Raw genomic sequence first — 12,913 nt, forward strand, 5'->3', positions numbered from 1 at the left:
GGCTCAGTGTGTTGCCTGTGCCGGGGCAGCGGCAGGTGCCGGTGCACTGGTGATGGGCTGGCCCTTGGCATCATAATGCACGATTCGGGCCTGCTTCTCGGCAGCTTCCACCACCTTGCGGACTTCCTGGCGTATCAGGTCGCGGCGGATCTGGTCACGCACCTGCTCAAAGCTCGGCACGGGGGCCGTGCGGGTCCCCAGAACCTGGATCACGTGCCAGCCATACTGGGTATGGACCGGCTTCTGGGTGATGGTGCCGGACTTCATGGCAAAAGCGGCGTTGGAGAAATCCGGGATCATGTCCCCACGCTTGAACCAGCCAAGATCGCCACCATTCGTGCCGCCGGATGCCTTGTCCGTGGAGAGACGGCCAGCCAGCTTGGCAAAGTCGGCCCCCTTGTTCAGCTGCCGGATGATCCCTTCAGCCTTGGCCTCGCTATCCACGAGGATGTGGCGGGCATGGACTTCCTCCTCAGGCTTCTTGGAGGCGAAATGCTCCTGATAGTAGGCCTTCAGGGCATCGTCCGTCAGCTTCGGTGCAACCTGCTCCTCCAGATAGGCATTCTGGAGCACATTGTTTGCTGCTGCTTCCATGGCAGCCTTGACAGCCGGCTTGCTGGCCAGACCGGCCTTGTCCGCCTGGAGCTGGATGGCCTTCTGGTCGATGAGCTGGTTGATCAGGAGCGGAATGATGACGGCCGGCTGGAGCTGGCGCGCCTCCGGCGGCAGGGTGGCAGCAGCGCGCTGGACATCGCCCAGGGTGATCTTCTGGTCATTCACGGTGGCGAGCAGCATGTTCGGGTCTGCTGCGGGCTTGGCCTGCGGCTGTGCGGCGGGGGCCGGCTGGGCGTCGGCGGCCACGGCCTGCGCTGTCAGCGAGGCAGAAGAGGAGACACCCCCGATAAGGGCCGTGCACAGGAGAAGAGAGCGGGAAAGCCGCATGTAAGACCTCATCATTTCGATCTGTTAAAACTCAGCCCTTTCACCATGACAAAGCCTGCCTGCCCTAGCAAGGGCTTTGGTGCCGGAAAGGCGAAGTATTGCCTATATTTTATGTTGGTACGGACGTCAGGTTGGGCTGCTGGGGCCTGACAGGGGAAAAAGCGGAGAATTGCGCTGCGTCCGGAAGCCGGACGGGGGCTTTCCCATTGACCATGATGACGAGGGCCCTTATGTCGGACATGATATGAAAAGCGTTGTGACCATCCGCAGCGGGCGTTTCTTTGTTTCCCACAGGGGAGAGGGGCGCACATGGTTGCTGGTGGCAAAATTTTCAGGGTAACTCATGCTTTCACGCCTTGCTCGCGCCCTCTTCGGCCACTCCAACGACCGCTCACTCAAGAAGTATCAGCGGCGCGTGCCGGAGATCAATGCTCTGGAGCCGCAGATGCAGGCTCTCACGGATGATGAACTGAAGGGTAAAACTGCGGAATTCCGCCAGCGTCTGGCTGAGGGTGCCTCCCTTGATGATCTTCTGGACGAGGCCTTTGCTGTCTGTCGTGAGGCCTCCCGCCGTGTGCTGGGGATGCGTCATTTTGATGTGCAGCTCATCGGGGGCATGGTCCTGCATGATGGGCGGATTGCCGAGATGCGGACGGGTGAGGGCAAGACCCTTGTCGGGACCCTGGCTGTCTATCTGAATGCCTTGTCTGGCAAGGGCGTGCATGTTGTTACCGTCAATGATTATCTGGCGAAGCGTGACGCTGAGGAAATGTCCCGCCTCTACGGCTTCCTTGGCCTGACCACCGGCGTGATCATCCCGAACCTGACGGACGACCAGCGCCGTGCGGCCTATGGAGCGGACATCACATACGGCACGAACAACGAGTTCGGCTTCGACTATCTGCGGGACAACATGAAGTATTCGCTGGATGAAATGGTCCAGCGTGCCTTCAGCTTTGCCATTGTCGATGAGGTGGACAGCATCCTCATTGATGAGGCCCGTACGCCGCTCATCATTTCCGGTCCGGCGGATGACAGCTCCGACCTTTATCGCCATGTGGATGCCGTGATTGCCCGGCTGGTGAAAGAGCCGGATGTTTATGACAAGGATGAGAAGCTGCGTACTGTCACGCTGACGGAAAAAGGCTCCGACCGTGTCGAGGAGCTGCTTCAGGAGGCGGGCCTGCTGCGTGAAGGCGGTCTGTATGACCTCCACAACGTCTCGGTTGTCCATCATGTCCAGCAGTCCCTGCGGGCCCGGACGCTTTTTACGAGGGATGTCGATTATATCGTCCGTGACGACAAGGTGATGCTGATTGACGAGTTCACGGGCCGCATGATGGATGGCCGCCGGTACTCTGATGGCCTGCATCAGGCGCTGGAAGCCAAGGAAGGTGTGGAAATCCAGCAGGAAAATCAGACGCTGGCCTCCATCACTTTCCAGAATTATTTCCGTCTCTATCCCAAGCTGGCTGGCATGACCGGCACGGCCATGACGGAAGCTGATGAATTCGCCGAGATCTACAATCTTCAGGTCGTGGAGATTCCGACCAATCTGCCCGTGCGCCGCAAGGATGCGGATGACGAGGTCTATCTCACGGCGGAAGAGAAATATGAGGCCGTGGCTGAACTCGTCCGCAAGGTGCATGAGACAGGCCAGCCCATTCTTGTCGGTACGGCCTCCATCGAGCAGAGCGAGGTTCTGTCACACCTGCTGCGGCAGAAGCGTATTCCGCATAATGTGCTGAATGCCCGGCATCATGAGCGTGAGGCCAGCATTATCGCGCAGGCCGGTGCGCCGGGTGCCATCACCATCGCCACGAACATGGCAGGGCGTGGTACGGACATCAAGCTCGGTGGCAATGTCGAGATGCTGGTGGCTGAAAAGACTGCCGGTATTGAGGATGAAGCTGAGCGGGCTGCCATTGCGGAACAGGTCCGGGCGCAGGTGGCCGTTGACCACAAGCGGGTGCACGAGCTTGGTGGGCTGTATGTCATCGGGACGGAGCGGCATGAGAGCCGCCGGGTGGACAACCAGCTGCGTGGGCGGTCTGGCCGTCAGGGTGACCCGGGCAATTCCCGCTTTTTCCTTTCCCTTCAGGATGACCTCATCCGCATTTTCGGCTCCGACCGCATGGGGGCGATGATGCAGAAGATGGGTCTCAAGCGGGGTGAGGCCATCGTGCATCCGTGGCTGAACCGTGCGCTGGAAAAGGCGCAGAAGAAGGTCGAGGCCCGCAACTTCGACATGCGCAAGAACACGCTGAAATACGATGATGTCATGAATGCACAGCGCAAGGAGGTCTATGCCCAGCGCCGTGAATATATGGCATCCGCCGATGTGTCTGGCGTGATTGCCGAGATGCGGGGGAAGGTGATTGAAGAGCTCGTCCATGCCCATATTCCGGAGAATTCCTTTGTGGAGGCCTGGGATGTGGATGGCCTTGCTGGTGAGCTGCATCGCATCCTGAATCTGGACATGCCGATTGCCGACTGGGCAAAAGAAGATGGCATGGATGAGGAGCATCTGATCGACCGCATCGAAGAAACAGCCACGAAGGCCCATGCAGCCCGTTCAGCGACTGTTGGCCCGGAAATGATGCGGTTGATCGAGAAGCATATTCTTCTGACATCATTCGATGCGGCATGGAAAGAACATCTGCACGGGCTGGACCAGATGCGTCAGGGGATCGGCCTGCGGGCTTATGCCCAGCGTGACCCGCTGAACGAGTACAAGCAGGAAGCCTTCCAGATGTTCACATACATGCTGGAGGACCTGCGGCTGCGTGTCGTGCAGTCTGTCGGGCATGTCCAGCCTGTCAGCGAGGCACCGTCCATGCCGCCGGGGCCGACTGCCTTCATGGAGGAGGATGGTCCCGCTGATGAGGAGGCGCTGGATACGGCCACGCTGGCCCGCTGGCTCAATGAGGTCCCCCGCAATGCTCCCTGTCCCTGCGGGTCCGGGCAGAAATTCAAGCACTGCCACGGCAGGATGATCTGAGAAGGCGGGCTGCTTCCTGCTGGGGGCAGCCCCTTCTGATGCACGGTGTGCTGGTGCATGGTAATGGGTGTTTCAACATTGTTTTGGGAGAAGTAAGGTCCATGGCAGGACATTCACAGTTCAAGAACATCATGCACCGCAAAGGTGCGCAGGATGCCAAGCGCGCCAAGCAGTTTGCCAAGGTCATCCGTGAGATCACGGTGGCCACACGGTCCGGCATGCCAGACCCGGCCATGAACCCCCGCCTGCGTGCTGCCATCACGGCAGCCCGTGAGGTCAACATGCCCAAGGATACGGTCGAGCGTGCCATCAAGAAGGCCAGCGGTGCCGGTGGTGGTGAGGATTATGTGGCCGTCCGTTATGAGGGCTACGGTCCGGCTGGTGTGGCCATCATCATCGAGGGGCTGACCGATAACCGCAACCGTACGGCCTCCGAAGTCCGGGCGGCTTTCTCCAAGCATGGTGGTTCCATGGGAGAAACCAATTCCGTGTCCTTTGGCTTTGACCATATCGGCGTGATCACCTATCCGCAGGATGCTGCTTCTGAGGATGACATGCTGGAAGCCGCCATTGAAGCCGGGGCTGATAACGTGGAGACCACGGAAGACGGCCACGAAATCACCACGGCCATGGAGGCCCTGATGAGCGTGCGTGATGCGCTGGAAGGCCGTTTTGGCGAACCCCGTTCCGCCAAGCTGGACTGGCGTCCGCAGACGACCGTCACGCTGGATGAGGATCAGGCCCGCTCCGTTCTCAAGCTGATTGACGTGCTTGAGGAGAATGACGATGTGCAGGCCGTCTATGCCAATTTCGACCTCCCTGATGAGGTGGCCGAGGCTCTGGCAGCTTGATCCGTCTCATGGGGATCGACCCCGGCCTGCGTTTCATGGGCTGGGGTATCGTGGATGTGGAGGGGAACCGCCTGCGCCATGTGGCTGACGGTGTGCTGGCGACCCAGAGTGGTGATGACGTTCCCCGCCGTCTGTGCGACCTGCATGAGGGGCTGATGAGGCTCATCCAGCAGTATGGTCCTGCAGAAGCTGCCGTTGAGGAAACCTATGTGAACCGCAACGGCTCCTCCACGCTCAAGCTGGGCTATGCCCGTGGCGTGGCCCTGCTTGTGCCCGCCCTTGCCGGGCTGAGCGTGCATGAATATGGGGCCATGGCTGTGAAGCGGGCTGTGGTTGGTACGGGGGCGGCCACGAAGGAGCAGGTCAGCATGATGGTCCGCCGTCTGTTGCCGGGGGCGGAGGTCCGGCGGGCTGATGCGTCCGATGCACTGGCTATCGCCATCTGCCATGCCCATCATCGGGCCAGTGCCCGGCATGTAGCCGCAGGAGTACGCATGGCATGATCGGACAGCTGACAGGCCTTGTCTCTCATATCGATGGTGATCACTGCCTCATTGATGTGAATGGGGTGGGGTATGTTGTCTCAGCCTCCAGCCATACGCTGGGGCTGCTGCCCCGCCCGCCGGAAGTCGCCCGTGTACTGGTGGAAACGGTTGTGCGGGAAGATGCCATCCAGCTTTTTGGTTTTGCGGAGGCGGATGAGCAGGCATGGTTCCGTCTTCTTACGACCGTTCAGGGTGTAGGGGCCCGTGTGGCTCTGGCCATTCTGTCAGTTAGCCGCCCCAGTCTGCTCTGGCAGGCTGTCCATGCTGAGGACAGGACAGCCTTTACGCAGGCTGCCGGGGTTGGCCCCAAGCTGGCAGTCCGCCTCCTGACGGAGCTCAGGAGCAAAGTGGCCAAAATGCCGGCTCCTGCCAGCATGAGTGGGACGTCCATGAGTGCTGGGGGGGGCGGAGCAGCCATCGGTACCAGCCTGCATGGCAGTGCCGGGCTGGAGCAGGATGCCCTCATGGCGCTGGAAGGGCTGGGCTTCCGTCGGGCTGAAAGCTGGCCCATCATCAGCCGTCTCATTGGAGACCACGTTGGGGAAGGGCTGGATGTCATCATCCGTCTTGCTCTCAAGGAACTGGCCCGGTAGGCAGAGGGTAGAGGGAAAGAACGGGGCCGATGAACCAGTTTGTGCCAGATATGCCGCCCGGCCGTGCGCCGGAGACGGATGCCACACGCCAGCCGGAGGATGTGGCCGATGCCACCCTGCGGCCGCAGACCCTGGCCGACTTTACGGGCCAGAAAGCCAGTCGGGAAAATCTCTCCATCTTCATCGAGGCAGCCCGCAAACGGGGTGATGCGCTGGACCACGTCCTGCTGCATGGCCCGCCGGGGCTGGGAAAGACGACTCTTGCGCAGATCGTCTCCCGTGAGCTTGGCGTGGGCTTTCGTGCCACGTCCGGGCCGGTGATCCAGCGGGCTGGAGACCTTGCGGCCATCCTGACAAATCTTCAGCCTCGTGATGTGCTGTTCATTGATGAGATTCATCGTCTTCAGCCAGCGATTGAGGAAATCCTCTATCCGGCGATGGAGGACTTCCAGCTGGACCTCGTCATCGGGGAAGGCCCCGCGGCCCGTTCCGTGCGGATTGATCTGGCGCCTTTCACGCTCGTGGCAGCCACGACACGGTCCGGCCTGCTGGCCACACCATTGCGGGACCGGTTCGGCATTCCGTTGCGTCTGGTGTTCTATACGCCTGATGAATTGCGGCAGATCGTCAGCCGGGGGGCGGGGAAGCTGGGCATGGCCCTGACAGATGAAGGAGCCGAGGAAATTGCCCGCCGTTCCCGAGGGACGCCGCGCATTGCCGGAAGGCTGCTGCGCCGCGTGCGGGACTTTGCGCTTGTGGCGAAGAAAGAGATTGTTGACCGTGCGCTGGCAGATGCAGCCCTCTCCCGGCTGGAGGTGGACAGTCATGGTCTTGATGCGATGGACAGGCGCTATCTGCGCCGCATTGCCGAGCATCACAGGGGTGGCCCAGTAGGGGTGGAAACTCTGGCAGCAGCTTTGGCAGAAGCCCGTGATACGCTGGAGGACGTCGTGGAACCCTATCTGATACAGGAAGGGCTCGTCCTGCGGACCTCACGGGGGCGGATGCTGGGTGAACCGGGCTGGCGTTATCTCGGTCTCACACCGCCATCAGACAATCTGGCACCACGGTTCCTGTAGGGGCCGTCATCGGGGGAGAACAGCATGGCGGCACATCACTGTCAGTTCCGTATCTATTATGAGGATACAGATGCAGGGGGCATCGTTTATCATGCCCGGTATCTGGGTTTTGCCGAACGGGCCCGGGCCGAGGCCTTGCGCAGCCTTGGGCTTGGCGTCGGAGAGATGGCAGAACAGGATGGAATCGGTTTTGTCGTCAGGCAGCTGGGTATCCGGTATCATGCGCCCCTGCGGCTGGATGAACTGATGGATGTGGAGACGGTGCTGCTTCAGATGTCGGGAGCCCGGCTGAATCTGCGGCAGGTCATCACCAATCTTTCCCGTGAGGGGCAGAAGTCAGTGGTGATTGAGGTGGAACTGGCCTGCCTGAAGCTGGCTGGCATGAGCCCCTTGCGTCTTCCGGCATCCTACAGGGAAAAACTCTCAGGACTGACGGTGCCGGAAGAACGTTCCGCCTGACAAAAGATTTAAAGATAAAGATGTTTGCTCTTTCTGCGTCCTGTGCCATTGAAAAAGGAGCATCCTGCCGCAACATGGGGCAGTAGTCCTTTATCCAACAGAACCATAGAAAACAGGAGAAAGCGGAGTGGATCAGGCTGTGAATTCGAGTGCTCTGGGTGCTGCCGGGGCAGCGGGGCTTTCGCCCTTTCATCTGTTCCTGAATGCTTCGCTGGCTGTGCAGCTGGTCATGATCGGGCTGGTGCTGTGCAGCATTTTTGTGTGGGCGGTGATTGTGGAGAAGGTGCTTCTCCTTCGCCGGGTCAATCGCGAGGCCACGGGGTTTGAGGACAGATTCTGGTCCGGCGGGTCTCTGGATGATCTTTATGACAGCGAGGGTGCCCGGCCTGTCCATCCGATGGCTGCCGTTTTCGGGGCGGCGATGGGGGAGTGGCGTCGGTCCTCCCGTATTGCGGGCATTGACGTGATTCATGGGGGTACGTCCGAGCGCATCGACCGGGCCATCAGCATTACGGTCGCTCGTGAGACCGAACGTCTGAGCCGCTACCTCGTCATGCTGGCCACCATCGGCCCGGTAGCTCCGTTTGTCGGGCTGTTCGGGACGGTCTGGGGTATCATGCACGCATTCAGCTCCATCGCTTCCATGCACAATACGAACCTCTCCGTCGTGGCACCGGGCATTTCCGAGGCCCTGTTTGCGACGGCCATCGGTCTGCTCACGGCCATCCCGGCCTATGTGGCCTACAACCTCATCAGCCGTAGCGTGGACAATTTTGCTGAGCGGATGGAAGGCTTCGGGACCGAGTTTGCAGCCATCCTCTCCCGCCAGTCCGAAGAGCGCGGCAGCGGGAGGGGCTGAGCATCATGGAGGCTTCATCACGCAGTGGACGCAGGGGCAGGCGGCGGAGCCAGCCTGAAGCTGGCATCAATGTCACCCCGCTGGTGGATGTCATGCTCGTGCTGCTCATCATCTTCATGGTGACGGCACCGATGCTGACCAGCGGTGTGAATGTCGATCTGCCGCAGACAAGCGCCAAGCCGGTCAACTCGGACGACAAGCCCATTACGGTATCCATCAAGAGCGACGGCAGCCTGTATCTGGGGGATGACCCTGTCAGTGGGGATGACCTCGTGACACGGCTGAAGCAGATGGCAAGCGATGATCCTGGCCGTCGCATCTTTGTGCGGGCCGATGCCCATATCGACTATGGCAAGGTGATGAGCACGATGGGGCAGATCACATCTGGCGGCTTCACGCATGTTGCCCTGCTGGCACAGCAGCCGCAGGGCGGCCAGTAAGGAGAGACTGTGTGAGCCTCTCTGCGTCATCACCGTTTGACGAAACACCACCGCCCTATCAGCGGCGGGAAAGGAAGCAGTCCAGCCTGGTGACGGGCGGGGTGCTGGCTTCCCTGCTGCTGCATGGGGGAGTGCTGGGCTTTCTGCTCTGGCATCCACAGCCACCGCTGCCGGAACCTCAGCCGGACGAGCAGACGGTCACCATGGTGTATGAGACGACCGGCGGGGCCCGGCCAGCGGCCCGGTCTTCTCACAAGGCCGAGGTTCCGGCGCCGCAGGCACCTACGGAGACAAAGGCCCCACCGGCGCCACAGCCGCCCAAGCCGAAGCCGGTTGAGCCACCTCCGCCCGCTCCGCCACCACCCCGGCCTGTACAGGCTGCGCCGGAACCGTCCCATGTGGCGGTGAAAACGCCGGTCCAGCAGCGTGCTCCCGTGCAGGAAAAGGGTGAGGTGAGTGAACAGGCAAAGCCGAAGCCGGAGCCCGTGCATAAGCAGGCACAGGTCAAGGCGCCGGATCACAAGGTGGAAAAGCCCCCTGCCAAGCCGCAGCTCTCCCATACCCAGCAGGAGCATGAGGCCAAAAAAACGCAGGAGGACAGCCGCTCCCTGCTGGCCACGCTGGATGAGTACCGGAGCCAGGAGAAGCAGGAGCGCCCGCCCAAGGCGATGCCCAATCAGGCGCAGGGTGGGTCACCCCGTGGTGGTGGCCGTCCTGATGGCGATACCGGGGCGCTGACAAGTGGTGAGCAGAATGCCATCGGGTCGTCCGTGCAGCGCTGCTACCAGGAGGATACGCTGGCCCGGAATTACCAGAATTTCTCTGCCCGCATGATGGTGACGGTGGATGCCTCCGGCGAGGCCCGCATGGTCACATTTCTGCCGGAGACCCGTGCCCGTATGGCAGCGGATCCGACCTATCGGGTCCAGGCCGAGCGGGCGAGGGATGCCGTGTTGAGTCCAACCTGTTCCCGCCTGCCCGTGCCGAAGCGCCTGCTGGGGCAGGTGCGGCAGTTCCGTTTTCTGTTCAAGCCCTGAGGCTGGATTTATCTGAGGTTGTTTCATGTCGTTTTTTTCTGATACCGAAGCCGGCATCCTCCAGCGGCATCTGTCCCGCCGCTCCCTTCTGGGCGGTGCTGCCGCCGGTGGTGTGCTTGTCACGCCGCTGGCTCTTCTGGGCGGGACGGCCCGGGCAGCAGGTGACAGCGCTCCGGCAGAGATCACGGTCGCTGGCGCCCATCAGGCCCCCATTCCCATCGTGATTCCTGATTTCGGGCCGGGGCTGGGGAACCAGATTTCTGGCGTCATTTCGGCCGACCTGTCCAGCACAGGGCTTTTCCAGGTCATGGGGGGAACGGTACCGGCTTCCGTTCAGCCGGATTTCTCGGCACTGAAGGGCCGTGGGGCCCGTGTGGCCGTGGCTGGCAGTGCCGCCGGGTCTGACAGCGTGCGGGTCGAGATGCGCCTTTGGGACGTTGTGGCGGGCCAGCAGATGGAAGGTCGGGCCTATACGGCCTCCCAGAGCAACTGGCGCCGCATTGCACACATCATTGCGGATGCCATCTACAAGCGCCTGTTGGGTGAGGATGGTTATTTCGATACCCGCATCGCCTATATTTCCCGTACAGGTCCCCGGCGGCATCAGTCCACCCGTCTGGCCATCATGGATCAGGATGGGGCCAATGCCCACATGCTGACCAATGGCAGCTGGCTGACGCTGGAACCCCGCTTCAGCCCGATCAGCGAGCAGCTGGCATTTCTGTCCTATGCCAACAATCGGCCCCGTGTGTATGTCTATGACCTCAATACGGGACAGCAGACCATTCTGGGCACGTTCGAGGGGATCTCTTTCGCTCCCCGCTTTTCTCCTGATGGGCGGAGCATCATCCTGTCCGCCACGACAAGGGATGGCGGGGCGGATCTGTACCTGATTGATCTGGCGACCCAGCATCGGCGTCGTCTGACATCGGCCCCGGGTGTGATTGATACCAGCCCGTGCTTCAGCCCGGATGGCCAGAACATCGTCTTCAACTCTGACCGTGGCGGTTCGCCACAACTTTACGTGATGAGCGTCAATGGTGGGGATGCCCGGCGCATTTCCTACGGCCATGGTCACTATGGCTCGCCCGTGTGGTCACCAAGAGGGGACCAGATCGCTTTTGTCCGCATTGGTTCAGGGGGGTTCACCCTTGGCGTGATGGGGCCGGATGGCGTTGGTGAGCGGTCTCTGACACAGGGCTTCACGGTGGAAAGCCCAAGCTTTGCTCCCAATGGCCGTGCGCTGGCATTCTGTCGCCAGAATGCGGCAGGGGCTGGGGGAGCGGGCTTCAGCTCTTCCATCGCCGTGATTGACGTGGCAGGCTTCAATGAGCATATCATTCCTACTACGACCGGGGCTTCTGACCCGGCCTGGTCGCCGCTGCGGCGCTGAGCGCAGGGAATGTTTTTCTGGCCATGGGAGACCTTGTGCTTCCATGGCATCGGTGGCCTTCGGGCTGCCAGCCGCCTTTCCCCATCTGCGTCTTGCAGGTGGGTGAAAAACTCCCCATCTACTGGGGTGCATCTTTTTGCAGGAGATTGTCATGAAGTTGAAGATGTTCGCCGTGCTGGGCATGGCCTGCGCTCTGACCGCCTGTAGTGGTAACCACAAGGACCACGACAACAATGGCGATGGGCAGAACATGCAGCAGATGAGCCAGGGTCCCGTTCCGGGCAGCCAGGCTGATCTGGTCGCCACTGCCGGGGACCGCGTCTATTTCGAGCTGAACAAGAACCAGCTCAACAGCGAAGGCCGTGCCACGCTGGACAAGCAGGCTGCCTGGCTTGCCCGTTACCCGCAGGTCAACATCCTGGTGGCTGGCAACTGTGACGACCGTGGCACCGAGGAGTATAACATTGCTCTGGGTCAGCGTCGTGCCAATGCCGCCCGTGAGTATCTGGAGGCCAAGGGTGTGGCGCCGTCCCGTATCATGACGATCTCTTATGGTAAGGACCGGCCGACGGCTGATGGTGATACGCCGGAAGCATGGGCACAGAACCGTAACGCCATTACGTCTGTCCGTTAAAGCAGGCCCGGTTCCGGGAAACCTGTAGGAAGGGGCAGATGATGCCCTTTCCGGGAAAGGTCGGGCCGGTTGAGGAAACCGGCCCGATTTTTTTTATGTGTGATGATTGCCTGTCCGTTGGGAGATGAGATCATGGGTCATTCTGCTCGGCCTGTTCTGGGGCCTGTTTCAGCCATTCTGAAAAGTGCGCTGGGGGCCGTGCTGCTCTCCTGCACGGCAAGCGCAGCATTTGCTTCGGCATGGGCGGAGGATGGTCTCTCCCGCGAGGCCATCATGCGGCAGCATCAGGCACTGGCCCGTCAGCATGATGGTGGTGGCCTGGGTGATGGTGTGGGCAGTGTTGATGAGCAGGGTGAGGATCTTTCCGCTCCCCTTCCGACATCCAGCGGTGATGACAGCAACCGGTCTTCGGGTGTTTCATCAGGGCGTAGCGGAGGCGATCTTGTGGCCAATCTGCTGGAGCGTGTGAATTCTCTGGAGAGCCAAGTGCGGGAGATGCATGGCCAGATGGAGCAGATGAGCAATCAGCTTCATCAGGATGAGGCTGCGGTGGCGAAGCAGATGGGGGACATGCAGTTTGCCCTCGAGAATGGTCATCATGCTGCGTCCCGTCCGGCTCCCGAAGCCGGGGAAGCGGCGGCATCAGCCCCGGCGGCGGTCGTAGCGCCGCCGCCGGCAACGCCACAGGCAACTTCCGTGGCCGATACCCTCAAGGCAGGTCGTGCGGCCCTGAAGGCCCATCAGTATGAGGCTGCGGAGACACAGGCCCGGCAGGCCCTCAAGCAGAGCAAGACAGGCTGGAGCCGCACGGAGGCCCAGTATCTGCTGGCGCAGTCGCTGGCCGGGCAGAAATCCTACAAGAATGCCGCACTGACCTACTACGATGTGTACAGCCATTCGCCTGATTCCCCACGGGCACCAGAGGCCCTGCTGGGTGTTTCGGCGTCCATGCTGGCACTGGGCAACAGGACGGCATCCTGCGAGGCCCTGCAACGGCTGCACAAGGAATTCCCCAATGCTTCGGCCCGGGTGAAGTCGTCCGAGAAAATTTTCAGCGAGCGGGCAGGCTGTCATTAAGGA

At 61.1% G+C, this 12,913-nt stretch carries 13 protein-coding genes; 12 read left to right on the top strand and 1 reads right to left on the bottom strand.

Translation table 11 applies throughout. From position 1 onward, the window contains the following. Positions 1-3: 3 nt before the first annotated feature. On the bottom strand, positions 4-957 hold the full coding sequence (locus tag CPA54_RS00945; protein WP_227431380.1) for a peptidylprolyl isomerase: 954 nt from the start codon (positions 955-957) through the stop codon (positions 4-6). 328 nt (positions 958-1,285) lie between these two features. Between CPA54_RS00945 and secA the strand changes: the two genes are divergently transcribed. From secA to CPA54_RS01005, 12 genes are all read left to right on the top strand, one after another. Continuing rightward, positions 1,286-3,943, top strand: coding sequence for a preprotein translocase subunit SecA (gene secA / locus CPA54_RS00950; protein WP_043560873.1), 2,658 nt, complete (start codon positions 1,286-1,288; stop codon positions 3,941-3,943). Between the two features lie 101 nt (positions 3,944-4,044). After that, positions 4,045-4,794, top strand: a complete 750-nt coding sequence (locus tag CPA54_RS00955) for a YebC/PmpR family DNA-binding transcriptional regulator (RefSeq protein WP_043560868.1) — start codon at positions 4,045-4,047, stop codon at positions 4,792-4,794. Next, a complete protein-coding gene (gene ruvC / locus CPA54_RS00960; RefSeq protein WP_043560866.1) occupies positions 4,791-5,297 on the top strand; it encodes a crossover junction endodeoxyribonuclease RuvC in 507 nt (168 codons plus the stop codon). The genes CPA54_RS00955 and ruvC overlap by 4 nt, the downstream gene beginning before the upstream one ends. Continuing rightward, a complete protein-coding gene (ruvA, locus tag CPA54_RS00965) occupies positions 5,294-5,932 on the top strand; it encodes a Holliday junction branch migration protein RuvA (protein WP_249085385.1) in 639 nt (212 codons plus the stop codon). Before ruvC ends, ruvA begins: the two co-directional genes overlap by 4 nt. 29 nt (positions 5,933-5,961) lie before the next feature. Then, positions 5,962-7,011 carry a Holliday junction branch migration DNA helicase RuvB gene (gene ruvB / locus CPA54_RS00970; RefSeq protein WP_373364562.1) on the top strand — a complete coding sequence of 350 codons (1,050 nt, stop codon included), beginning with the start codon at positions 5,962-5,964 and terminating at the stop codon, positions 7,009-7,011. Positions 7,012-7,035: 24 nt separating this feature from the next. Continuing rightward, complete coding sequence (locus CPA54_RS00975; RefSeq protein ID WP_043560860.1) at positions 7,036-7,470, top strand: YbgC/FadM family acyl-CoA thioesterase; 435 nt, start codon at positions 7,036-7,038, stop codon at positions 7,468-7,470. A 127-nt stretch (positions 7,471-7,597) separates the two neighbouring features. Beyond that, positions 7,598-8,329 (top strand): protein TolQ, encoded by a 732-nt coding sequence (tolQ, locus tag CPA54_RS00980; protein WP_043560857.1) that lies wholly within the window; start codon positions 7,598-7,600, stop codon positions 8,327-8,329. A 5-nt stretch (positions 8,330-8,334) separates the two neighbouring features. Continuing rightward, on the top strand, positions 8,335-8,769 hold the full coding sequence (gene tolR, locus CPA54_RS00985) for a protein TolR (RefSeq protein WP_043560856.1): 435 nt from the start codon (positions 8,335-8,337) through the stop codon (positions 8,767-8,769). 11 nt (positions 8,770-8,780) lie between these two features. Then, the gene (locus tag CPA54_RS00990; RefSeq protein ID WP_052349152.1) at positions 8,781-9,806 is read left to right on the top strand and encodes a hypothetical protein; all 1,026 of its coding nucleotides are present in this window, start codon (positions 8,781-8,783) and stop codon (positions 9,804-9,806) included. A gap of 25 nt (positions 9,807-9,831) precedes the next feature. Further along, a complete protein-coding gene (gene tolB, locus CPA54_RS00995; protein WP_249085386.1) occupies positions 9,832-11,199 on the top strand; it encodes a Tol-Pal system beta propeller repeat protein TolB in 1,368 nt (455 codons plus the stop codon). 151 nt (positions 11,200-11,350) lie between these two features. Further along, positions 11,351-11,833 carry a peptidoglycan-associated lipoprotein Pal gene (pal, locus tag CPA54_RS01000; RefSeq protein WP_043560851.1) on the top strand — a complete coding sequence of 161 codons (483 nt, stop codon included), beginning with the start codon at positions 11,351-11,353 and terminating at the stop codon, positions 11,831-11,833. A 132-nt stretch (positions 11,834-11,965) separates the two neighbouring features. Next, positions 11,966-12,910 (top strand): tol-pal system YbgF family protein, encoded by a 945-nt coding sequence (locus tag CPA54_RS01005; protein WP_249085387.1) that lies wholly within the window; start codon positions 11,966-11,968, stop codon positions 12,908-12,910. The last annotated feature ends 3 nt before the right edge of the window (positions 12,911-12,913 follow it).

This window comes from Parasaccharibacter sp. TMW2.1890 (assembly GCF_023337645.1).
GTDB lineage: Bacteria > Pseudomonadota > Alphaproteobacteria > Acetobacterales > Acetobacteraceae > Bombella > Bombella apis.